The sequence below is a fragment of the Nostoc sp. genome (genome assembly GCF_036919615.1).
Classification (GTDB): domain Bacteria; phylum Cyanobacteriota; class Cyanobacteriia; order Cyanobacteriales; family Nostocaceae; genus Nostoc.
Window position 1 is genome coordinate 51367 of record NZ_JBALCN010000052.1, and the last position, 24058, is coordinate 75424.

Genomic DNA, 24058 nt, shown 5'->3' on the forward strand with positions numbered 1-24058 from the left:
AACTGACTAATAACTAAAATGACTATTACAACTGTAGGTATGATTAGCAGCTATCGAGGTTTAGAAACTAGAGCCGATTGGCTATGGCAACAAACCCCGCATCAATTTGGAGTTTGGGACAATATACAAATGCAGGCACTAGCAGCAAAACCAGATTTTCTGCTGATGTATCAATTTGATTTTCCCCAAGTATCACCGCAAAAATCTTGGTTAGATAGCTTTCGCAAACCGCAGCAAAAATCAGTAGTAAATGTTGATTCTCTACTGCGTGGTGTCAACAAAGAGCGGATTATTTATTTACTAAGAGAACCACCTTTAGATGAAATTGTAGAAATAAATAATCATAATTACCAACAAGCCCAGAAATATTGTGGCTACGTTTCTGGTCCTGATGATTTTGCTCCTACTCCCGACTATATGCCTACTATTTGGTATCACTCAAATTCATTTCAAGATTTAAATGAAATGCCACCGCCCCAAAAGGTTGCCCCATGTAGTTGGATTACTTCAGGAATTAGCCGCACAGTTAATCATCGCCAGCGTTTAGACTTTTTGCAGTCTCTACAATTTAGTGGCATTAAGTTTGATTTGTATGGGCGTAGCTTACCACAATGGGCGAAAAAGTCGGGAGAACTGGGTAATAAGTGGTATGGGATGGCACCATACTATTACAATCTGTCAATTGAAAACTATGCTGATAATAATTGGTATGTGAGTGAGAAACTTTGGGATAGTTTGCTTGCCTGGTGTCTGCCAATTTACTATGGTGGTCCGGCTGCTGATAAATTATTGCCACCGGGTAGTTTTTTGCGGTTGCCCAGTTTAGATGAAAAAGGCATTGCCTATATTCAAGAAGTGACAGCTACGCCTGATGCTTGGTATGCTGCCAAAGATGCGATCGCAGAAGCACGTCAAATCATCTTACATAAATTAAACCTGCTTAACTGGTTGTCAAACTTTGTTGCTCAACACTCATAAATTATGAATGGTATTTGTACCCTTGGCAATGATTATGTTTTCGATCAACTGGTGGCTTTGCTCAACAGTATTGATGTTATCTTGGGCCCAGAAACTCCTGTTTGTATCTATCCTTTCGACGATCAGACACAGCGAATTGCTGACGAAATAGCTAAACGCCCTAATGTATTTCTTTATGATAATCAAGAATCAATCAACCGCTGGGATCAATTTATGCTAGAGGCCAGTCCTGCTAGTATGAACAAAAATAAATACAGAATTTATGGTGGTCATCGAAGATTTTGTGCATTTGATGGACCCTTTGATCAATTTGTTTATTTGGATGCTGATACTCTCGTGATGAATTCACTAGATTTTATTTTTCAGAAATTAGATGAATACAACTGTGTTGTCTACGATTTTCAGTTTAAACATCCAGATAAAGTTTATAAAATTCATTCAGTTAAACTCCTACAAGTTTTTGATGAAAATCGCATCAAAACAGAAATATTTTGTTCAGGATTTTACGCTTCTAGAAAATGTCTATTTGAACCAGATAAATTAAATAAACTATTATCTTATTTGAGAGCAGGTGAGAAAGAAATACTCTATCCAACAGGAGACCAACCAGTTCTCAACTATATGTTTATGAGGTCTGATATTCCAGTTTATAACTTTGCACATCATTTACAAAATCATCAAATTGCAGGAAACTCTGTTACTTCTGAACATTTTGAAGAAAAAGATAAAATTCTTTATGACAAAGGCAATCGACTAACTTATCTTCATTATATTGGTGTTCCTCCTAATATCAATCAGGCAGTCTGTGCTGGAGAAAATATTGAATTTCCCTATCGAGATTTATTTCTCTATTATCGTTATCTACACGAACCAGAGAAGCGTCCAGTTTTTCAGACTCCTCCTAAAAGTTATAATGACGCTCCCACACCAAGTTTATTTACAAGAGCTTTGCGAAAACTTAAGTTAATTAACCAAGGATAATTTATGAGTAGGGGTATTTATATAGTTGCTAATGACCGCGTTATCGATAATGCGATCGCTTTACTCAATAGCATTCGTTACTATGACCCAGGAGTAACCATTTATCTCATACCTTTTAATGAAAATTATCACAAGGTAGCAGAGCAGCTTGCTACCTTACACAATGTCCAAATTTTCCCAGATTTAGAACTTATTGATAAATTTACTAAACACATCGGAGAAATTTTTGATCGAGATTTTCTTGCTTTGCCTAATAAAATGCGTAAATTGTTGGTGTGGTTTGGCCCTTTAGATGAGTTTATTTATATTGATACTGATATTGTCGTTTTTGAAAAAATCGCTGACAATTTAGACAAACTTTCAGAAGTCGATTTCTTCTGTTGTGATTACCATTATGCTAATGACAAGCTGCGAAATATCTTTTCCCCATTTGTGAAAGAGCAGCAAATTTTTTCAGATGCCCAACTTCAAGACGTTTTCAACAGTGGCTTTTGGGCCTCGAGAAAAGGAGTTATTACCAAACAACAGATGGATGAAGCTTTGCGCGAGTGTGCGGTGCATGGCGAATATTTCGATTTTTCTGAAGGAGTTACAGACCAACCCATTCTGAATTATCTTGTACTCAAACTAATTGCCAAACGTGGTAATCTCGTCAAAATTCCTGGAGGAGGGCCTGGTAGTTGGGCAGGTTCGCAAAATTTCCAACAGCAAGATTACGCCCTCTATGACCGAGGACAACGGCTAAAATATCTCCATTGGGCTGGTACACGGATGAAAACTGGTAGTCCCTATTGGCAATTGTGGGAACACTATCGCTATCTCCATGAGGGCAAATTCGCTTTCATCCCCAAACTGACTCGCCGTTTATTTCCCTTTGTTGCTGCCCGCACTTAATATTAGGAGTATCCCAATGATTGATGGCATTTACATCCTAGCCAATGATGTTGTCTATGACCAATTAGTTGCGTTGCTCAACAGTATAGAAGCTAATGCTGGTAGGAAAATTCCTATTTGTATACTTCCATATAATCAGCGGTTAGACAAGGTAAAAGCAGAGATTGCATCTAGAGATAATGTCAGTTTATTTGAAAACTCTGATTCTATAGCTTACTGGGATAACTTTGCTACTCAGATATGGAAAAATTACCCTAGAGCGCAAAAAACTTGGCGAGAATGGGGCTTTCCAGAACTCTATGAGCTACCAATGCACCGCAAATTTTGTGCTATCGATGGCCCCTTTGATAGATTTATTTATTTTGATGCAGATACCTTGTTAATGGGGCCCGTAGATTATGTATATGAAAAATTAGATACCTATGATTGGTTAGTCAATGATTTTCAATATAAATCTGACTTAAAATTTATTTTTGATGGTTCACCAGAGCAGATGCAGCAAATCTTCAACTCAGAAAACTTGCAGTCTCAAGTATTTTGTGCTGGTTGGTTTGCCACTAAGAAAAATATTTTTTCTCCAGCGATAAGAGCCGACTTAATTGACAAATTAACATCAGGTGAGGCAGATGTCATGGCTTTTTTAGCGCCTGACCAATCCTTATTTAACTATATGGTGTTGAGAAGTAGAATTTCCTATTACAACTTTGCTTTTCATGACTGTGAACAGGGAACTGGTAATCACTGGAGTTCTCAGTTTGATGTGGTAGATAATATCCTATATGACCAAGGGCGGAGGTTGACATATTTACATTATATGAGTATAAGTTCATCAAGCTTTACTAAACTTTGTACTGGTGAAGATGTTAATTTTCCCTACCGAGACTTGTTTTTGCATTATCGGTATTTAAAATCGTCAGCAGATAGACCTCAAAACTTTAAGCGTCCCACTTTGCTCACACGGTTACAAAATACTACTAAAAGTTTTCTGAACCAAAGAGCTAATAATATTAAGCTAAAGTATCGTAATTTTAAGGATAAAACTACTCAATAATTGAGTAAAAATTAACTTACAAGTTTTTTGTTCAATTAGCTACCATGTGAATCATCTCAACATAGCTTGAGAGCAACTTATCCCAGCTAAAACGCTCATAAATAAAGTGATGACGCTGATAAAATTTAGATTTATCTTCATTTTTTGATAGTACTTGACTAATTAAATCTGCCAAACTTCCTTTTTGTTTAAAATTGCCAAAATCCCCTTCATTATCAAAGATGTAACGGGTAACACCATAATCATGAACTATACAAGGTAAGCCGTATAATATTACCTCTAAAAACACCCTTCCTAGTCCTTCATTGAGGGAAGCTAACACGAAAGCATCTGCAATTTTATAGTAGTTTGCAACTTCATGAGAAGCTACGGTTCTTCCTTGAAAATTTCCAGCACCCAATAAGCTGTTACCCAGTTCAATAATTTCGGCTGAACTTGATGCTTAACCCTCTTCGTCACTCTCGGAAAACAATAATCGAAGCCAGGCTCTGGAACTTTGATTTAACAAAGGTTTGAGGCTTTATTTTCTAATATAAATTAAATTTTATAGCCAAAAAGTGAAAAGTAAAGCTGTGAAAGGCTTTCAGCGATTGGATTTTCCCACTTTGACATAAAGAGAGTTAACTAAAGGTTCAGCATAACAGGTACGCAAAAGCCGAAATGTCTTGCATCTACTGATTAGCGGTAATAAAAATTAAAGTTACTCAAAGTTATAATTCTTAAGCGCAGTAAATTATATAAATACTTAATAATTTTATTTATTTTAAGTATAATTCTCTGCCCAATAAAGCCTTTGGGGTATTCTAGCTTTGCTTGTTGCTCAAAATATATTGCCATGTCCTCCATTTTTGACTCTCCCTTTTTGATTCTGACTAATTCGATTCTATCCTTAAAAAAAGAGATACCCTCCATTACACTCCATCTAACAGGTAAACCAGCTTTAGCAGCTGCTAAACCTATTGCATTTCCTTCGGCGTCATACAGTCCATTTAACTCACAATAAAATGCGAGAATTTCCCACTGTTTAAGAAATTCTATTTCCTTTCCAGAGTCTTTTGTAACTGTAAATAAATATTCATAAACAAAGTTAATATCTTCATTTTCTATTTCTAAATTTAACTTTGAAGCAGCCCTTTTAGCCACTTCAAACTCTTTCAAAAGTTTGGCATCAGAATTGCCAGCTAGAACCTTAGCATGCTTTTTAGACATATTTTCACAACCCCTTGCCGTTATTCCTGGGCTTGAAATCCATTTCGGATATTGAGGAACGGGCGCTAATATTCGCATATCTGCATCAATGAATATGCATGAATTAAATAGAGATAAACCCTTAGCTATTGCAAATCTTTTATCATGGTAAAACTTAACACTTTGTTGTCTATGCTTAAATGCTAAAACGTTAGGCTGTTGACTAAAGTCGCTAGGACAATCAGTTAAAATAACAAAAGAACTGTTAGGTGAATATTTTTCGATATCTTTTGCTAACAACAATGCAAGAGCACGATAATTTTTACCACATGCTAAAGTACAAAAACAAAATCCTTTTTTGTCTTGAGTCATAGCTTTTTACACTTTTTCTAATTAAATAAAAATCTGCAAAACCAAAATTTTAAACAAAGTCTAGTACACTTTGAGTCAGAGTTTTTATCACTTTAGCAGAGATACTGCGGATGAATTTTCACTATTTGTACTTAATCTGAACGCAATTAAATCTTAGACTTAGAGGATATTTTAAAAGGGTCTTTTGCTATCATAATTAGCACAGCTAAGTATCTCAGTACATGGCTAAAACCTTGATTTTTTGTCGAAGTTAACCCAAGTCAGAATGGCAAATTATACCTTCTGGGACTTTTAAAACATCCTCTTGTGAAATTTCAGTAAAAATAAGTATTCACCACTAGCTAATGATCTCATTTTTAGTAGAGCATCATTGCTGGCGGTGAGCATTTACGGTGATTTGTACGTTTGTGAGGCGTCCTACTATCTAAGAAAAAGAATCTAAATCTAAAGATTGCATACCTTCACGTTCTATAAAGGTCATCATACTTCCCAACTGCAACCAAACTAATAAACAAGTAAACAGACTAATTGGAAGACCAACTCCTAAAGCCAAGGATAAGGGAAAGCCAAATATCTCTAAGCCTGAAGACAGAAATAGACAAGTACCAGCAGTGATGCCGATAAATGGCACAAGTAATTGTTTCAGTGAGGAACGCGGTTTAGTATTTTCTGTGCGTTCGCTTGGCCATTTCTGCACAATTACTTTCAAGGTGCCAGATAATGCCAAACCAGATGTTAATGCTGTTAGAAAGCCAACAAGTAAGAGGAAATAAGGGGGTTGCAATGGAAAATAGTACATGAAAACTCCTAATTAATATTAAAAATTTTTACTGTTTATTTGTTAACAGGTTCCTAGCAAAAGACCTAAGTAATGTAGCTTTTGGGAGTAGGACTTACGCATAACTCTCTAAAACTCTTATTCCTTTGTGTCCAACTCTTGGAGACGCTGCGCGTAGCTTGCTTCCCCATAGGGGTATGCGTCCTTCTCTACGTTCGCGCAGCGTGTCGCAGACAGAGGCTACGCGAATGCGTCTACGTTTTTTCATTATTTTGCGTAAGTCCTGAGGAGGATAGCAGCTGCGCCTTCTCTGGATAACTCTGTTAAAATGCCGATCGCTATATTTAGTAAACGATCCGGTTTTAAGTCATCTTTAACCAGGTTCCACAGGCGTTGGACATCTTCGGTGTGGAGACGGTCATCTTCGGTGAGAGCAAGCACCAGCTGTCGCCGCAGAAACTTACCTTCTTGGGACATTAAATATTGAAACCCCATCTGGGCTGTGGGCAATACATCAAAGTTGTCATCACTACGAGCGATCGCAATTAAATTCTCTAACCGCTGCCACTGGAATTTACTATCTTTGAACAACACATTCAACAATCGTCGCCGTAATTCTGGCGATTCCCCTGTCAGCAAGCGCCGTGCTATATAGGGATAACCCACTTCAACAATTTTGAAATTCGGGTTAAGGCTAAGGGCAATACCTTCCTGAGTTACCAAGGAACGAATAATCAAAGCAAACTTTGCCGGGACTCGGAAAGGATATTCGTACATCAGTTCCGAAAATTCATCGGTAATAGTTTTGAAGTTAAAATCCTTGACATTTTTGCCAATCGCGTTTCCCAGCACCGCTTCTAATGCTGGCACTATCGGACAAATATTCGTGTCTGGAGTCAGAAATCCTAATTTTACAAAGTCTTCAGCTAAGTCGGTATAGTCTTTATTCACCAAATGCACTAGCGCATCTACCAGTGCTTCTTTGGAGCTTTCCTCCAACTGATCCATCATGCCGAAGTCAATGTAAGCCATACGTCCATCGGGTATAGCAAACAAATTGCCGGGATGAGGGTCAGCATGGAAGAAACCATGTTCTAAAAGCTGTTGCAATCCTGAGGTAACACCAATTTGGATGATCGCCTCTGGATCTAAACCTGCTTCGCGGATGCGTTTAGTATCTGTCAGCTTGAAGCCGTCAATCCATTCTAGGGTTAAAACGTGGGTATTGGTATAACGCCAGTAAATACCTGGAACTTTAACTTGCGGGTCGTTACGGAAGTTACTAGCAAAATGTTCGGCGTTGCGACCTTCATTAATATAATCTATTTCTTCAAATAGCTTCGTGCCAAACTCGTCCACAATTAAAGTTAGGTCGTGACCGAGATTTAAAGGCAACCAAGGAGCTAGCCAACCTGCTGCCCAACGCATTAGATATAGGTCGCGTGTGATTACCGGGTGTAAGTTGGGGCGTTGCACCTTCACTGCGACTTCTTCGCCGCTGACTAGACGACCACGGTATACTTGACCCAAGCTAGCTGCTGCTACTGGGTTAGGTGACAGTTCGCTAAAACTTTCATGGATTGGACGGTCTAGCTCAGTTTCGATAATTTGGTAAGCGATCGCATTATCGAAAGGTGGTAACTGGTCTTGTAACTTGATCAGTTCTTCTAAAAAATCTTTGCGTATCAGGTCAGGCCTGGTGGAGAGGGCTTGACCAACTTTAATAAAAGTCGGGCCGAGGCGGGTGAGCAGTTCTCGCAACTGGATAGCTCGTTTACCCTTGTTCTGCTCAACTTTATCTAGCCATTCGTCCCACTTGAGACTGAATATAAATCCTGCAAAAGAGGAGATAATTCTTAGCAGTCGCCCCCAGGCTAGCCAGGGACGGTAACTATAGTAGCGAGCGATCGCATCTGGATTATAGAGTTTTAGCCCAGCAGGTTGATACTGACCCACGCCTTTTTTGCCTCTTCAACTGAAAAATTTACAATTATGGTTTTTCTCCTGACCACAAGTTAGTTGCAAGTTCAGGATAGCAGTAGTCTTTTACCTAAAACAACTAGAACTTTACCCTATGAGGGTACTGTTCGAGGCGATTTTAGCCTAATGTTACTGCCTAAGATTTGTTTATCTTTTTCTTAATTATACTTTATAAAACTACAACTACTTATCCAAGTTTCAGATGGTTTTATCTTTTCTTAACCATTGTTTATAAAAATATAAATATTCCCCTATGTATGCAAATTTGCATAAAATGCGATAGTTAAGTAACTTTATTTACTAATAGTTAGATGCATCAGTAGTACTATTACTGTCTTGAATTTAATCATTTTAAAATTCAGACTATCTTAGCCACCCATTTACCTTTGCCTGAATACTTATACGATGATAGTCTTCTAAAACACTCATCCATAATGAAGTTGATAAAACAACACCACAGTTGACTTAAAACTCAGTGCCAGCAGATTGTAGCCTCCGCTGCATTTGATTAGTTAAGCATACCCTCAATGAACCGGTCTTTCAGCTACTGCTATAAATTTGGTAAGTGGTAGTGGTTTTGCCACAATTACCAATTACCAATTAGCTACTTTTAATTATTATGTAGTGCTATTTAGATTTGGCCTCCAAGTTTTCTAAACGGCTTCTCAATTCCTGATTTTGTTGTTTGAGTTGGTCGAAATCTTCACGCAATTGACGCAGGGTTTTTTCTGAACCAATATTCTTTTGCACCTTGGAAATTTCTTCTTCAGCATAGCGACGTGCACGCCCATCGGCTGTTTGTTCAGCTAGCGATCGCAAAATCTCGACTGCTTTGGGTGTTTCCATTTGTCCTAATGCTGAGGCTACCGCTACTTGCGTTAAAAAGAAGGTTTCTTTGGCTAGTTCTGTTAATTTTTCTAAAATCCGTTCCAAATTAACCGGACTTTGACCTACAGAAATCTTTCCTAAAGCGCGAATTGTAGCTAAACGTAAAGGTTGTGGTACACCAAGTTTGGTGTATTCAAGCAGCAGATTTAAAGCTGCTTCCGAAGTTTTGAATTCAGCTAAACCAGCAACTGCACCACTCCGCACTACTTCATTCCAACCCGCCTTCTGTTCTAAAACGGATTTCAGCAGCTTTAATACCTTGTCTTCCTTGGGTTTTTCTTCCAAGTGGGCAGATGCGATCGCTCCAATCACACGAGAGGCTGTTGCTTCTACATAGTAGCTGGGATCGCCCTTTTGCAACAGTCCTCTGACGACTTTATAGCTTTCAGCAGTTTTGATTTGAGCAAGTGCTTCCACTACAGATCGTCGCACGTAAGCATTTTTATCTTTTAACCCAACAACTAAGCCATCAAAGGCTTGGTCTAAATTGATTTGGGCTAGTTGTTTCGCTACTTCCACACGTACACCCCACAAGGGGTCATTTTTTAGCGCCGCAGATAGTGCAATGGTAGCTTCTAACCCACCTTTTTTCGCCAAAGCTTCTGCTGCATAGATACGCGCAATCGGGTTGGGGTCAGATTCTAACTGTGCTTTTAACTCCGGTATTGGATACTCTAAAGCTACTGTTTTCAGGTAATTATTCCCCACATCAAAGCTGATAAATTGGGGCTTATTTTCTAAGGGAAAGTAGAAGCTTTGTTCACGTTCATTCACCCGCACTACAAAAGTTTTAAGTTGTGAGTTAGGAGTTAGGAGTTTGGAATTATTTTTAACTCCTAACTCCTGTACAGACGCGATTAATCGCGTCTGTACTCCTAACTCTTCATTCCTGACTTCTTCTGGTTGCGTATAGCCAAAACCAATAGGGATTTTTAAATCAAACAAATCCTTACTGCCATTTTTACCTTCAGCAGCTTGGGTTTGAGTTACTGTAATTTTTGCCAAATTAGCATCTCCATCCCAAGAGTAAGCTACTTTAAAATCAGGATGACCACCACGATAAACGTATTGGTCAAAAAGGAACAAAAGATTACGTCCGGTTGCTTTTTCAATCGCCCTGAGTAAGTCAACTGTTTCTACGGTTTTGTGGGCATTATCTTGGATAAATGTTTGAATTGCTTGCCAAAACAATTCATCTCCCAATTCGGCCCGAATCATGTGATAAACGCAAGACCCTTTTTCGTAGATGTGGCGATCGTAAAGTTCAATAGCTTCCCGGTAAACATGTGTTACCATTGGACGGCGGTAGCGGCTGCTATCTTCACTAATGTAACGACGAGCTTCCAATAAACGATAGTAAGTTGCTTCTTCTGGACTATATTCCTGTTCTGTCCACATCACCTCAGAATAAGAAGCCATCCCTTCCTTAATCCAAGCATGAGACCAATGCTTAATCACCACTAAATCACCGAACCACTGGTGCGCTAGTTCGTGAACGACTAAACTTTCTGTGTTGCGGTTATCTAAGGCAGCACGTTCATCCAGCAAGCATCTATCTGTTAACAGGGTTGTGGAGGTGTTTTCCATCCCACCAAAGATGAAGTCATCGACGCAAACCTGGGCGTATTTCGGGAAAGCATAGGGATAACCATACTTTTGGCTCAAAAATTCGATCATGCGCGGAGTTTTGCCCATACTGCGTTTAGCATCTTCCTCCCGTCCCTTTTCTACGTAGTAGGTGACTGCTTTCCCGTTCCACTCATCCCGAATTTCGGCAAAGTCACCGACTGCCAAAGTCATTAAGTAGGTAGGATGAACTTGTTGCTGTGACCAATGGTAGATTTTGTAATCACCATCTTCTGTGGTATCAATTAGTTCGCCGTTGGAAATCGCCACGAGAGGGTTGGGGACGCGGACGCGAATTTCCGAAGTAGATAGTTGTCCTGGATAGTCAAAGCAGGGGAACCAAAAGCGAGAGTCTTCGTCTTCTCCCTGAGTCCAAACTTGGGTGGGCTTGTTTGGGTAGTGTTTGTCTGGTTGAATAAAGTAAATACCGCGTTGCGGTTTTGTCACCGAGTAGGCGATCGCAATCAGCAAGCCTTTACCAATCTGGGTCGCCTCAGAAAGTTGGATGGAAAGCTGTTCCCCATCGGAGTCAAAATTTTGTGGCACCTCGTCCACCTGCACAGACTCGATATTCAGGTTGACAGCATCTAAAGTCAAACGGTCAATGCCATTACGGATTGGCAAGAGGCGAATCCTGCAACTGCCCTGATAGCTTTGCTTGGGAATATCCAAGCTGAGATCGAGAAAAATATGCTCTACCTGTCCGGGGCGATCAGGGTTGTAGTGTGGTCTTGCTCCCGGTAACTCAAAAGGTTTGTGTACGTTATTATCTGTATCAAAATAAGACTTCGACATTGATCCTTACTGACCTTGTAATCCTGAAAAGTCTGGCTTGGCTGGTGGGTGTAGTTAAGCAAAATAGCGGTGTCTGTATTTCCCAAATCAACAAGGCAATATGGGGGTGAGGACTCCTCTTTGGGATTGGGGAATTGAAATTATCTCACCCGAATTTCCGAAGGTCGGTTGCGGTTGCCGAACCTTGGACTTTTTTCCATATCCCTTCCGCATTTACTTTCCCTGATGTTTCGCACTTTTTTGTCATCGAGTCAAGAGTCTCTTACACCTCGATAGATTCTCATTAAGTACAAATACTCCTAATTATTCTTATAACTTAGGATAGCTTGCCGCTGTTGAGCAGGCTATTTTGTTTGAGATGAACAGCATCTCATTTGCGGATTCGCTCCTCATCCCATTGAAGTATTTTTTAGAGTAATTTTAGATCACTAACTTCTTATAGGACTACTAATTTTATCAGTAAATACCGATCAATGAGTGGAAATTAGTAATCAATCCGAGAACTCTACAATGACACTTGTACAAATCTCGGTGACAATTTGAGCAAAATGAGGATAACAGAATGCCTGAAAGTAAATCAAAGTTTTTCATTCCTGTTGTTGGTGCTGTTGTAGTTGTAGCAGGAAGTATAGCGGCTTATACGTATTTTAAAGGGCCATCAGGAGGTAGCTTAGATGCTCTAGGCAGTGCAAAAGTAGTACCTTCAACAGCATTGATGGCAACTTATATTACTACTGACTCTCAAGCTTGGGCAAAGTTACAGCAGTTTGGCACTCCAGAAGCACAAAAGTTGGTGGCAAAAGGTCTGGAACATTTCAATAAGCAAATGTTCAGTGACAGTAACGTTTCTTATGAAAAAGACATAAAGCCTTGGGCTGGTAGTGTAATGATTGCTGTACTGCCACCAAATCCGGTTAAACCGGCGCAGTTCAATGTGCCGTCTGGGGCACCTAATGTACCAAAAAATTTACAGCAGGAACCGAATATCCTGATAGTAGTGGGAATAAAGGACAAACTCAGTGCCTTGAATTTTGCTAATAAATTGAAATCACAAAAAGGGGTGAAATTCCAGGAATCTGACTACCAAGGTCAAAAAATTATCGAAACTACAGAAAATGGCAAGCCGACATATAGCGTAGTTTTAAATAATAGTCACTTGGTATTAGCCCCCGAAAAACAAGCTGTAGAAAAAGCAATTGACACGTTTAAGGGACAGTCTTCTTTTGCCAGTAAAGAAAGTGCCAGCAACATTCTCAATAAAGGAGTAGATGTCAAAAACAGCCTCGCCCAAATTTATGTACCAGACTATGCAGGCATGGTACAGCAATTAGCAGGTGCAAGTCCGCAGGCAAAGCAGTTACCTTCACAAACCCTGACGCAACTTAAGCAGATAAAATCTGTGGTGGCAGGTGTTGGTGTTGATGATGCGGGAGTGCGGGTAAAAGCGATCGCCAATTTAGATCCGCAACTAAATAAATTTCAGTATCAATCAAGTCCTGGGAATATAGTCGGGCAATTTCCGATTGATACCTTTGCTCTGATTAGCGGAAATGGCATCAGCCGTAGCTGGAAAGCGCTAGTAGAACAGTCAAAAGATTATCCAGAAATGAAGCAAGCTCTGGAACAAGCACGAGGACAAGTGAAAATTGCCAATATAGACCTGGATAAGGATATTTTTGGCTGGATGAATGGGGAATTCGCCTTTGGTGCGATTCCATCAAATCAAGGGGTGTTAGCGAGTGTTGGTTTTGGAGGTGCTTTAGTATTTGATACTAGCGATCGCAAAACTGCTGAAGCCACCTTGACAAAATTGGATACCCTCGCCAAAATTCAACAAATCAACGTCGCCAACAGAAATATCGGTGGGAAAGACGTAACTGAATGGCAAATCCCCCGACAAGGAGCTTTATTGGCGCATGGTTGGCTGGATCAAGACACTGTATTTGTGGCTCTTGGTGGCCCAATTGCTAACGCAGTTGCCGATCGCAAGAATCAATCTCTCGACAATAGCGACGCTTTCAAAGCCGTTACTGGTTCTTTGCAAAAGCCTAACGGTGGCTATTTCTACCTAGATATGGACAAAACTAAAACTGTACCCTTGATTAATAGTTTGATCTCATCTGATCCCAATACCATTACCATCCTAAGTTCCATTCGTGGTTTTGGTATTACCGCCACTAGCCCCGATAAATCTACCAGTGAATTAGAGATGCTATTAGCTCTCAAGCCTGCTGCAAAATAGGGCATTCGGAAGAGGACGCGGGGAGGAAATTTTCTCCATCTCTGTTGAGATAGATTTTATTAACTATCAAAATCTTGCTAATCTTCAATAAATAGCTTTGATGAAAATAGATTGAAAATTAGCACGACCCTCTAAAGAGACGAATCACGCTGATCTCTAAATATCAAACTTTCATAACATTAATTTTCATCTGCCAATGAGCGTAAGCAGACTGCCGTTATACAATTCAATTCATTTTTAGACTGATATCCAGCAAGTATGTCATAAGTAAAAAAGCTGTTGAACGCGAATTAATTTATGACCGCTGCTGTAAATACCACTCCTGGCTTCGCTTCCCGCTTGGTAAATGGCGTACTGGCAATCAAGCCTTTGGCCGATCTAGCCAAGCATCAAGCTAGACAAATGATGATTAAACGTGCCGAAAGAATTGGCGTGCCTTGGACGCAAGAAGTCGAGACACTACAGGCGCGTGATTGGAAGGCTGATCTAGCTCAAGTAGAAAATCCTCAGCTTTCCTACCCAGAATACTATTTGCGGCCATTCCATGCCTACGAAGGTGGAGACCTCAGTTGGAAAGCCGCTTGGGAGCAAGAAGTTGCGGCTCGTACTGTCCATGCCGGAATTTGGCAGGATGCTGGAGCTGAAGGAGATGCTAAACTGCGCCAAAGTTACCACGATATCCTCAAAGCCCAAATCCCCAATCAACCCCAAGACATCCTAGACTTGGCGTGTGCTGTAGGTTTGAGTACCTTTGCCATGCAAGAAATTTATCCCCATGCCAAAATCACAGGCTTAGACTTATCTCCTTACTTCTTAGCTGTTGCCAATTACCGCGCTCAACAACGTCAAGCTAAAATTAATTGGCTTCATGCCCAAGCTGAATCTACTGGGCTACCAGATGCCTCATTTGATTTAGTCTCAATTTTCCTGATGTGCCACGAATTACCTCAATTAGCAACCCGACAAATTTTAGCTGAAATGCGCCGTGTGCTGCGTCCAGGTGGCTACTTGGCAATCATGGACATGAATCCTAAATCTGAGGTTTACAAGAAAATGCCAGCCTACATTTTGACGTTGCTCAAAAGTACTGAACCGTATTTAGATGAATATTTTGCTTTGGACATTGAGCAAGCTATTGTTGAAGCGGGTTTCCAAAGTCCCACTATCACTAACAATACCCACCGTCACCGCACAGCGATCGCTCAGGTGAGTGGTTGATTTTTCTCTACTGCTGTGGGCAGCAATACCACCCTTGCTGCTGCTAGGGTACTACTACTGTCGGGTGCCATTTGCCCCACCTCTGTTAAGGTTGCTAATGTTCTTTATCATCGGGGCAATATCTGGAATCTTAGCCCTTAGCCTCGAATGGATTTTTGAAACTGTAGCCAACAAGATTGGGGAATGGCATTACATTAAGCTATGTCTGCCGACAAGCCGCTGCGCGTCTACGCTTTTTGGTGTAGCCTTGCGGCAGCTGGTGGAAGTAGGTTCAATTGAAGAAGGCTGCAAATTGGCAGCGGTTGTTGTCCCAACCTGCTATCTGCAACGCAGGTATCGATTACTTCACTCTACCGTTTTCCTCTTCACCATAGCCGTTGCCTTTGGATTCACTGCCGAAGAAAACTGGATTTACCTTTTCCACAGTACTGGATCAATTCTTGACCGAACTATCGGCACGCCAGTCCATGCTATGTTCTCTGCGCCTTGGGGATATGCTTTGGGAATTTATATTTCCTCCCACACTCGGTTAAATCGAGACAGGAAGTTCATTTTTAAGGCTTGGCTAAATTCTGTAATCTGTCATGCCCTAGTTAATGTCCTATCTAGTGCTTGGCGTTACTCCCTACCCCTGCGTTTCCTTAGCTACGGTTTATTTCCGTTTCTGTTGTGGATGTTTTGGCGGCTGGAACAATTACTGCGAAAAGTACAAGGTAAACCCGCTATTACCCTGATCTCAAACCGTACACCCCAACGCCGTTACTGGCAGAGGAGTTTAGTGCTGTTTGCCCTCGTGCTAGGTGGAAATGCTATTTTCGGGCTGTTTCTCTTAGCCAGGATTCTTAGTCCCTTGAGTCCGTCGAAGCTTTTTGATACTGATATTTTGTGGTTTATAGTTACTCGCTTTTTACTAAATCTCTTTTTCGGAGTTTTAGCCTGGGGCATTTATTGCTATTTGCGACATTCCGCCCGTCGTCGGTATTTTTAAAATATGATCAAAGGAAAATGCTAGGGGGTTTCTATGCAAACAACTCCAGTGCATTGGACAACTGCTCACCTAGAGCTATTTGCTAGCGATTCTCGTTCCGAGACACTTCGTGAACGCAGAAATCGCTATAAGATTATTGATGGAGAACTATTTGGTGACTAAAGCGCCTAACTGAGATCATCAATCGAGTTACGGCAAGATTGTTACAGTTCTTAACAATTAGTCAGATGAAACTGGTCTGGGTAAAGCTGCGTAGATGCAAAGCAGCTTGTCGTCAAACATCGCACCTGGAATTATTTTCTCTAATGCTGACAATTTGATCTAAATTCCCTATGTCTTATGCCTGGATTTCCACTTAGCTAAACCCCTGCTAATATTGGCTGACTTATGGCTGCACTGGCTGAATTTGATTCTGACTCAGTACAGTAGATTTCGCAGGAGTTATTAGGACTTTCAATCAGTTTAACTTTGTAAAGTTTAGCTCCCAATTCCTGAATAGGCGATCGCAGTAAATTACTAATGTAAAATGCGATATTCTCAGCAGTGGGCACAACTTCGGCAAAATAAGGAATGTCTTTATTTAAAAAGGTGTGATCGAATGGCTCGACCACATAATCTTCTATAACTTGGTTCAATGCCCCTAAATCAACAATCATGCCGGAGCGGGGATCAATTTCCCCTTTGACGGTAACTTCTAAATGGTAGTTGTGTCCGTGACCGTGAGGACGGGCGCACTTACCGTAAATTTCAGTGTTTTCTTCGTTACTGAGGTGAGGATGAGCCAGCCGATGGGCAGCACTAAAGTGAGTGCTGATGGTGAGGTAGGCTTCCATTTCATTTCCCATATAATCTGCCCAAAGTTCAGGATGTTCAAACAATTGCACGCGGACTAAAGGCAAGTGCGGTGCTAGGCGCTGCCAGATAATCCGGGCAATATTTTCAGTGGTGGGCAGAGTTTGTTGAAATTCTGCCCACACATCGTTGAGATAAGAGAAGTCCAATTGGCTGGTAACTTCCCGTTTGATTACGTGTTTGACATTAGACAAGTTTAGCACCATGCCATATTCATTTAATTCCCCGCCAAGAGAGATAAATAAGACATAGTTATGTCCGTGTCCAGGAAATCTAGAACAAGCACCAAATTTCTCAATATTTTCGGCTTCACTCAGTTCTGGCAACCAATAACGATGACTTGCCGAAAACTGGGCGCGGCGATTAACAATACATTGCATGAGTACACTGGGAGCAAAATTTAAAATTTCTTAATCTTTGACTCTTTCCAGCATAAACTAATTTCTTTGTCAGTGCTTAGGGGAATAATATCCGGTATTGCTGATATTGCCTTAAAATTTATACCTGGTTTCGGTAGCTTGCTGACTGCTGGGGCTGGTGCGATCGCTACATCCCCTAAACCTTGTGTAGCGATCGCATATTTTCTCACCTTACCAGAGGCAAGAAATACAGCCTCCTAAACTAAACTATTGATTAACTGAAACTTGCGCTTCACAGTGTAATCCCGTAGCTATGCGGAATAGTTCTTGACCTGTATGTAAATAACGCTCATCGTAGTTCAAAGGAAAGTAACCTAATTCATCGAGTCCATCTGCTACTTGATCGAGAGTGTAATAGAGGTGAGCCGCTGTTCTTGCTAGACTAGGCGGATTCGGCAGGGAGCGAAAAGTAATTTGTGCCTGCTTTAAGTCATCTCGACAGGTTTTTAAATATTCCTGAAATTCATCTAACAACTCATCATCAAAGGGATCAGCGGCTAATTGCTCCATTTGTTCTTCTAACGAATAAAGAATGGTACAAAGCAAGCGATTTACTGGTTGGTAAACTTGGCGCAGCCATTCCTCGACTTGCTCGTCAGCTTCCCGTCCTGTTTTTCGTCTTGTCTGGTAATGCTTTTGCGCTGATGCTGTACGCTGTAGGCGATCGCTATTTAATTTTTGAGAGTCATCTTGCAGTTGTTGGTCATAATTACGGCGATTTTGGTTATCGCCTAGAACCTCATAAGCTGCATTGATGCGGATAATCTGCTCGTGATCGGCTGTTTCCTGATTACTGTCAGGATGAAACAATTTAACCAAGCGGCGATAAGCTTGCTTAATCTCCGCCTGGCTGGCACTTGGACTAACTTTGAGAGTTTCGTAGTGGTTAGAAACGTGCTTAGAATTGACCATTAATTCAATTTATCGTTAACTGACGCTAGCGGCCAACCTTGCCTCCAGGTCTTGGAACAACGGCGTACTCAAATACCTCTCACCAAAACTGGGCTGAATCATCACGATTAAATGCCCTTTGTTTTCTTGACGTTGGGCAACGCGAATTGCTGCACATAAAGCTGCTCCACTGGAAATGCCAGATAGTAGCCCTTCTTCTTTTGCTAAACGCCGACTGTAAGCGATCGCTTCTTCATCGCTGACGGTAATCACTTCATCAATCAATTTTATCTTTAGTACTTGGGGAATAAACCCAGCGCCAATTCCCTGGATTTTGTGGGGCCCTGGCCGTCCCCCAGATAAAACTGGGCTATTGGCTGGTTCAACAGCGATCGCCTTAGAACTTGGCTTGTGTGCTTTAATTACTTCTGCTACACCAGTGATCGTACCACCTGTACCCACCCCTGCAACAATCATATCTACTTGTCCATCAGTATCTTCCCAGATTTCAAGGGCAGTAGTTTCCCGATGCACTTTTGCATTGGCTGGATTGCGGAACTGCTGCAACATATAGGTATTTGGCGTACTATTAACTATTTGCTGCGCTCGCCCAATTGCCCCACTCATGCCTTCCATACCTGGTGTTAGTTCCAGTTCTGCTCCATAGGCCCGCAACATTGCCCGTCGTTCCCCACTCATTGTCTCTGGCATTGTCAAAATTAACCGATAACCCTTAGCTGCTGCTGCCATTGCTAGGGCAATTCCTGTATTTCCAGAGGTGGGTTCTACCAATATTGTCTTAAGAGGAGTAATCAGTCCCTCTTCCTCAGCGGCGTTAATCATACTTACCCCAATTCGGTCTTTGACTGATGCCGATGGGTTCATACTTTCCAGTTTCACCACAATTTCAGCAACACATCCTTCTGTTTGGGGAATGCGGTTCAACTGTACTAGGGGTGTACGACCAACCAGTTCTGTAATGTTACGAGCAATTCGCATAATTTAGTCCTTATTTATTAGTTATTAAGTAAGTGGGTATGAATAATTAAAGGTTTGTAATCTGCGGCTTTTTCCCTATTTTCAGGGAAAAAGCCGCTTACTACGAGCTAATTTAATTATATTTACATTGCGTAACATAGTTTGATTTATTCTTGCCTACTTACTTAGCGCTCTTTCATCACTCTGGTCAAAGAAAAATTTCAGCCAACTTCTAAACAAGGGACAGAAACTGGGTTTAGAGCTTTATTTTCTAACATTATGGCTAAAATTATCTCATTTGCCTGAAAGTCTTGTGTAGCAAGGATTATTGTTTTATTATCTGGTGAGAGTGATTAAAGAGCGTTAGTCATTAGTTAAGAGTCAAAAGTCATCAACAAATGACTTTTGACTCTTGACTAAATGTAGTACATAATATCCAGTTGCCGCCGCGAGTCTCGTTTTTCACAAAGATCCTGGAGGGTATATTTTTGCAGCACTGAATTTGCAGCGCGACTTGCTTCTTGCCAAATTTCTTCTATAACCGAACTATCTACCGTTTTGGAGTTAACGTTTTCTTCACAAGTCCGCACCTCTAACCCTTCTAAACATTCCAAAATCTCAAAAAGGATGATTTTCCGGGGTTCTCGCGTTAACAGATAGCCACCTTTTGATCCGCGCTGACTCTTGACTATACCCCCACGCCTCAAGGTTGCTAGTAGCTGTTCCAGATAGCGATCGGGTATGTTTTGTTGTGCTGCAATTTGTCGAATTTGCAGCGGTTCGCCACTTTCGTAATGAGCGGCCATCTCTAATAAGGCCAGAATTGCATATTCCGATTTACACGATAGTTCCACAAGCAGCAATAAGTTAGGGTTAGGGATTAGGGGTTAGGAGTTAGGAGTTAGAAGTTAGGTGTCATTCAATTTGGATTTTATATTTTTCCTTCAATTTAAAATCCAAAATCTAAAATCGGCAGAGTTCGGATATTACTTAATATGTAACTTTATACCGCCAACTTCTATTAGAAAAGCTCGCTCAGAAAAAGTTGCTCACAGCGTAAGTTAGAAGTTCGTTGCTGGTAGGTTAGGCATTGTAATGCCCACCCTACTATGGTCTATTCATATAAAACCCGCCATAACTCATAACTTCTAATTTACAACTCCTAACTTTTCTAGTATACTCCGGTTACCTACTGGGGTTTATTCGTTGCTGCTATCGACAACAAAAAGCCCCGCCTGATGGCGGGGAGAAATAGAGTTCAAAATTGTTGGTGGATAGTCAACACTTTAGAAGGTGAAAGTTGTTCTGAGTGTACCAATAAACGCATCATCGTTATTGCTGTTTTGACCAGGAGAGGTCAACCAGATTACACCAGGGGTGATTGAAACATTATCTGACACACGATACTTATAGAAGCCTTCAAAGTGATAGGGTATATCATTACCAGCAAAACCTGGTCGGTTAAACGCATAGGGTTCTGCACCAGCAAAAAGACCTAAAACGTTACCTTTTTTACCAAAATCAGGTAAGGCTACCCCAACACCATAGCTCCAAGCTTCATAATCATCACCTACACCGAAGCCTGTGACATCATGGAAAGAGACGAAGCCACTAATTGACAGTTTGTCGCTGGGTCTAAAGGCAGCAGACACACCATAAGAATTACTTGAAGATGCATTTGCGGCACTTAGAATATTAGCTTGTCCAGTACCTACTCTAACATTGTTGCCAAAAGCATCTGATGTGGAACCTGAGTTGAACAACAAACCACCTGCGGCACTATATCCGTGAACATAGGTAGCAGCTAAAGCCAAGCGATTGCCAACACTAAAGTTCAACTGTCCAAGAGCTGCATAGTCGCCGTCGGCCAGACCTGAACCAAGACCAGGATTATTAGCTTCCGATGCCAAGTAACCTGCTGTGATTGAACTATTTCCTAAAATACCGCCACCTTTACCAAGAGGTAGATTGAGTGCTATACCTGCACCGCCACCAATCCGATAGATGGGACTTTCAGAAGCAAAGGTAGACAAAGCACCATCACCACCGTCAGTTTGATCAAAAAAGTAAGGATTATTGACAGCAGCATAATGGCTATGCCGTCCGCCACTAGCTGCAAGGTAAACTTGGGCTGGGCCTATGGGAACTTCATAGGTCAAGCGGTCTATGTTGACACTGTTGTTACCAGTGCTACTGACTTCAAACGTTTGTGTGCCTTCAGCAGTGTTAATCGGATTATTAGCGTTATCCCTTAGTGAAAAGGCTTGTGAATTACCAGCAGAGAGACGAGTATGTAAAACGTCTCTACCTGTGAAGCTGGTTTGCAAGTCTAAACGGACTCTGTCTTGGAAGACAGTCTTATTAGCATCACCAGTGTTACCTCCAAACGCATCACTAACGGCAAAAACGGCTTCACCGACTAGTTTGGTAGTAGTGGAAAACTGATTAGCTTCTAATTCAGCAGTTCGCGCTTCTAAGGAATCGACGCGACCACGTAGGGTTGCCAATTCTGCGGAAAATTCTTCTTGTAACCGCTGTAAGGTAGCTAAATCTTGTTTGGTCACCAAGTCAGCTGTTGCTGTGGCAATCAATTCGTTAACCCGATCCAAACAGGCATTCAAACCAGCGGCAAATTCATAACGGGTCAAGGCACGGTTACCACGATAAGTGGCATTTGGGTAACCTGCAATACAACCATAGCGCTCAACCAAGGACTGCAAGGCTTGGAATGCCCAATCAGTGGGTTGTACGTCGGAAAATTGAGAAACCGATGTTACTTGAGACTGAGAGTTATTTTGGTTGCCTTCGTTGCTATAGCGGTTAACTTGATCTATCGTTGTTTGAGCCAATATTTCTGGCTGTTGGGCAACTTGCGTTACACCCAGTTGTTTGGCTGCTGATACTTCAGTGGTTGTCTTTGGAGCCGCAATTGCTGTTGTCGAAACTAACAATGTTGCTCCCAAAACTGCTGGACTAACCACTAAGGATTTCCACAAGATATTAGACATCTTTTCTTTACTCCTCACACCTTGTTTAAATAATTGTGTTCGTGCACCTAAATCTCAAAAATGCGACATCTCATTGAAACCTGTGGATGAGGCATAGTTGCCACTACTACAATTTTAGTTTTTGCAAAGCTAATAAACGATTAACTTTGGGTTAAAAACTTATGTGATTAACTTATGCAAAAACATATCTTTATATCATAACATTATAAAACATCTGATCTAGATGGCAAGATGACAGCGATCGCCTTTATAACTGTCACACATAGTTATCTAAATATCTAAGTAGGGAGTAAGGTTTAGGTCATTCGCTCCCTACTTGGCTAAATTGCTGAAAGCTTTAGACACTTAGCAGCTTGTCATCAAAAATCACTTCTTCCATCTAATACAGCACGGCGTAAACAAACCTACCATTCAAAATGGTGCAAGAGCAAGGAATATAATTCTTTTGACTTTTGAATGAGTGACTTCCGCCTTGTGGTACTAGCCTTAGTATAAATCGCACGCTAATTACAACAGACTGGCTCGGCTATACAAACGTAGGCTTTGCCTACCTACAGGGTAGTCCGCCTGCTATTGTGATCAAAAATACAAGCTGAGTAATCAAGGGTTTTGAAACTCGTGCACTCCAAAGCAAAACCCTTACGTCTACTCTTAAAGCTTGCTACAGGTTGTGTTTCCCTTAAAACAAGGTATAGGCGGCTTTTGTTGTGTCGCGGTGACTCCCAGTTGTCTGGTGCAAGATGTCACAAAAAATCACTTAGTTGATTTGGGAAATCGCCTGCGCTACATCAAAGTCTGTCTGCGTTAATCCGCCTGCATCATGTGTTGTGAGTGTAATCTTCACTTTGTTGTAGGAAATCTCTATATCTGGATGATGTCCTGCCGACTCAGCCGGCTCCACTAGCTTATTGACAAACTCAATTGCTTGGATAAAATCCTTGAATGTGCGAGTAATTTGCACCTTGGAGTCTTCAACAGTCCAACCTGACAAAACCTTTGCACTTTCTTGAATTTCCGCCTCAGTGAGTAGTTGTGCCATATTAAAAAATTCCTATATATCTATTACATCTTGCATCTTACGAAGGCAAACTGCTTTTATTCTCTACACAGAAAGTATAGGGGGATAAACTAGGGCATAATGGCGTGTGTATATATTTAAATCAGACTGGGTAGATAGACGCTATTGCCCACATCTAGTCAGACCCCAAAATTTGATGTCAGATATTTTTTTTAAGAAAACTTTAACGCGTTGGCTTTGCCCGCCCAGGCGTGGTCATCTAAGTTTTCAAAAGCAAGCATTGATAAAACAAAAGTCACCCCTAAAAAACTATCCGCTCTGACTTAGATCAGGTGATCTAAGTCAGAGCGGTCTAGCGGGTCTTCAGGTTGCAACCAGACTGCCGGAAGGAACTCCGAGCTTGCCTAGCTACTTGAGCTAACTTAGTCTCTCAAGATGACTAAGGCTAACTTTAGAGAACAGCTCCGGCGCACAGCCGGCTAACTGCAACCTGATGACCCATGCATTTACTACTTTCTATCATGGGCATCACCTCCTTATTACCTAAGCGGTCTTAAGTTTCAAAAGGGCAGAGCATTTACTCTGGGTTTATAACCTTCATCTAATATAACACATAAATTTAGAGATATTAACCATATATAAAAAAATCCCCCACTAAAAGGCGGGAGATTATTGGAAAATGGGGAAGATTGACACTTTATTGGCTTGTAGCCAGGAGATTATTTAATCTGGGCGGTGTCAATTACCGCTAACCACAACTCTTATTCAGGTGATGGTCGGTTTTTATTTATTAGAGAGCGTTACCGCGAGGTAGAACTTCCTCAGGGAATACAAATTGTTCGTGGGGTTGATCTTGAGGAGCCATCCAAGCGCGGATACCCTCATTCAGCAAAATGTTTTTGGTATAGAAGGT

The 24058-nt window shown here is 41.1% G+C and carries 21 protein-coding genes and 1 pseudogene; 9 read left to right on the forward strand and 13 right to left on the reverse strand.

Annotated features, from left to right (window positions below):
* Positions 1 to 18 precede the first annotated feature (18 nt).
* From V7K48_RS16560 to V7K48_RS16575, 4 genes are read left to right on the forward strand one after another with little or no spacing between them, the layout of a single operon-like run.
* A complete protein-coding gene (locus V7K48_RS16560; RefSeq protein ID WP_335074246.1) occupies positions 19 to 978 on the forward strand; it encodes a glycosyltransferase family 10 domain-containing protein in 960 nt (319 codons plus the stop codon).
* Positions 979 to 981: 3 nt separating this feature from the next.
* The gene (locus V7K48_RS16565) at positions 982 to 1959 is read left to right on the forward strand and encodes an Npun_R2821/Npun_R2822 family protein (RefSeq protein WP_335074248.1); all 978 of its coding nucleotides are present in this window, start codon (positions 982 to 984) and stop codon (positions 1957 to 1959) included.
* Between the two features lie 3 nt (positions 1960 to 1962).
* Positions 1963 to 2853 (forward strand): Npun_R2821/Npun_R2822 family protein, encoded by an 891-nt coding sequence (locus tag V7K48_RS16570; RefSeq protein WP_335074250.1) that lies wholly within the window; start codon positions 1963 to 1965, stop codon positions 2851 to 2853.
* 16 nt (positions 2854 to 2869) lie between these two features.
* Positions 2870 to 3904: an Npun_R2821/Npun_R2822 family protein gene (locus tag V7K48_RS16575; protein ID WP_335074252.1), complete on the forward strand. Its 1035-nt coding sequence runs from the start codon at positions 2870 to 2872 to the stop codon at positions 3902 to 3904.
* A gap of 31 nt (positions 3905 to 3935) precedes the next feature.
* On the opposite strand, the gene V7K48_RS16580 is transcribed toward V7K48_RS16575, so the two are convergent.
* From V7K48_RS16580 to V7K48_RS16605, 6 genes are all read right to left on the reverse strand, one after another.
* Positions 3936 to 4304 (reverse strand): glycosyltransferase, encoded by a 369-nt coding sequence (locus V7K48_RS16580; RefSeq protein WP_335074254.1) that lies wholly within the window; start codon positions 4302 to 4304, stop codon positions 3936 to 3938.
* A 278-nt stretch (positions 4305 to 4582) separates the two neighbouring features.
* Complete coding sequence (locus tag V7K48_RS16585) at positions 4583 to 5464, reverse strand: hypothetical protein (protein WP_335074256.1); 882 nt, start codon at positions 5462 to 5464, stop codon at positions 4583 to 4585.
* Positions 5465 to 5888: 424 nt separating this feature from the next.
* Complete coding sequence (locus V7K48_RS16590; RefSeq protein ID WP_335074258.1) at positions 5889 to 6263, reverse strand: hypothetical protein; 375 nt, start codon at positions 6261 to 6263, stop codon at positions 5889 to 5891.
* 94 nt (positions 6264 to 6357) lie between these two features.
* The gene (locus V7K48_RS16595; protein WP_335074260.1) at positions 6358 to 6510 is read right to left on the reverse strand and encodes a hypothetical protein; all 153 of its coding nucleotides are present in this window, start codon (positions 6508 to 6510) and stop codon (positions 6358 to 6360) included.
* A complete protein-coding gene (locus tag V7K48_RS16600) occupies positions 6510 to 8198 on the reverse strand; it encodes an ABC1 kinase family protein (protein ID WP_335074262.1) in 1689 nt (562 codons plus the stop codon). The genes V7K48_RS16595 and V7K48_RS16600 overlap by 1 nt, the downstream gene beginning before the upstream one ends.
* A 651-nt stretch (positions 8199 to 8849) precedes the next feature.
* A complete protein-coding gene (locus V7K48_RS16605) occupies positions 8850 to 11531 on the reverse strand; it encodes a M1 family metallopeptidase (RefSeq protein ID WP_335074264.1) in 2682 nt (893 codons plus the stop codon).
* Between the two features lie 562 nt (positions 11532 to 12093).
* On the opposite strand from V7K48_RS16605, the gene V7K48_RS16610 reads away from it, so the two are divergent.
* The 4 genes from V7K48_RS16610 (at position 12094) to V7K48_RS16625 (ending at position 16141) form a co-directional block, all read left to right on the forward strand.
* Entirely contained in the window at positions 12094 to 13773 is a 1680-nt protein-coding gene (locus V7K48_RS16610; protein ID WP_335074266.1) for a DUF3352 domain-containing protein, read from the forward strand.
* A gap of 297 nt (positions 13774 to 14070) precedes the next feature.
* Complete coding sequence (locus V7K48_RS16615) at positions 14071 to 14991, forward strand: class I SAM-dependent methyltransferase (RefSeq protein WP_335074268.1); 921 nt, start codon at positions 14071 to 14073, stop codon at positions 14989 to 14991.
* Positions 14984 to 15979 carry a PrsW family intramembrane metalloprotease gene (locus V7K48_RS16620; RefSeq protein ID WP_335074270.1) on the forward strand — a complete coding sequence of 332 codons (996 nt, stop codon included), beginning with the start codon at positions 14984 to 14986 and terminating at the stop codon, positions 15977 to 15979. The genes V7K48_RS16615 and V7K48_RS16620 overlap by 8 nt, the downstream gene beginning before the upstream one ends.
* Before the next feature lie 33 nt (positions 15980 to 16012).
* On the forward strand, positions 16013 to 16141 hold the full coding sequence (locus V7K48_RS16625) for a hypothetical protein (protein ID WP_335074272.1): 129 nt from the start codon (positions 16013 to 16015) through the stop codon (positions 16139 to 16141).
* 197 nt (positions 16142 to 16338) lie between these two features.
* Here the strand turns inward: V7K48_RS16625 and V7K48_RS16630 are convergent, their stop codons facing one another.
* Positions 16339 to 17211: a 6-carboxytetrahydropterin synthase gene (locus tag V7K48_RS16630; RefSeq protein WP_335074274.1), complete on the reverse strand. Its 873-nt coding sequence runs from the start codon at positions 17209 to 17211 to the stop codon at positions 16339 to 16341.
* Positions 17212 to 17277: 66 nt separating this feature from the next.
* Between V7K48_RS16630 and V7K48_RS16635 the strand changes: the two genes are divergently transcribed.
* Entirely contained in the window at positions 17278 to 17451 is a 174-nt protein-coding gene (locus V7K48_RS16635) for a hypothetical protein (RefSeq protein WP_335074276.1), read from the forward strand.
* A gap of 6 nt (positions 17452 to 17457) precedes the next feature.
* On the opposite strand, the gene V7K48_RS16640 is transcribed toward V7K48_RS16635, so the two are convergent.
* The 6 genes and pseudogenes from V7K48_RS16640 to V7K48_RS16665 all read right to left on the reverse strand — a co-directional run.
* A complete protein-coding gene (locus V7K48_RS16640) occupies positions 17458 to 18162 on the reverse strand; it encodes a J domain-containing protein (RefSeq protein WP_335074278.1) in 705 nt (234 codons plus the stop codon).
* A gap of 15 nt (positions 18163 to 18177) precedes the next feature.
* Positions 18178 to 19140: a cysteine synthase A gene (cysK, locus tag V7K48_RS16645; protein WP_335074280.1), complete on the reverse strand. Its 963-nt coding sequence runs from the start codon at positions 19138 to 19140 to the stop codon at positions 18178 to 18180.
* Between the two features lie 395 nt (positions 19141 to 19535).
* A complete protein-coding gene (locus V7K48_RS16650) occupies positions 19536 to 19973 on the reverse strand; it encodes an RrF2 family transcriptional regulator (protein WP_334969173.1) in 438 nt (145 codons plus the stop codon).
* A 432-nt stretch (positions 19974 to 20405) separates the two neighbouring features.
* Positions 20406 to 22127: an iron uptake porin gene (locus tag V7K48_RS16655; RefSeq protein WP_335074283.1), complete on the reverse strand. Its 1722-nt coding sequence runs from the start codon at positions 22125 to 22127 to the stop codon at positions 20406 to 20408.
* 757 nt (positions 22128 to 22884) lie between these two features.
* The gene (locus tag V7K48_RS16660) at positions 22885 to 23166 is read right to left on the reverse strand and encodes a 4a-hydroxytetrahydrobiopterin dehydratase (RefSeq protein WP_335074285.1); all 282 of its coding nucleotides are present in this window, start codon (positions 23164 to 23166) and stop codon (positions 22885 to 22887) included.
* 769 nt (positions 23167 to 23935) lie between these two features.
* A pseudogene (locus V7K48_RS16665) lies at positions 23936 to 24058 on the reverse strand (photosystem II D2 protein (photosystem q(a) protein)); the annotation flags it as partial.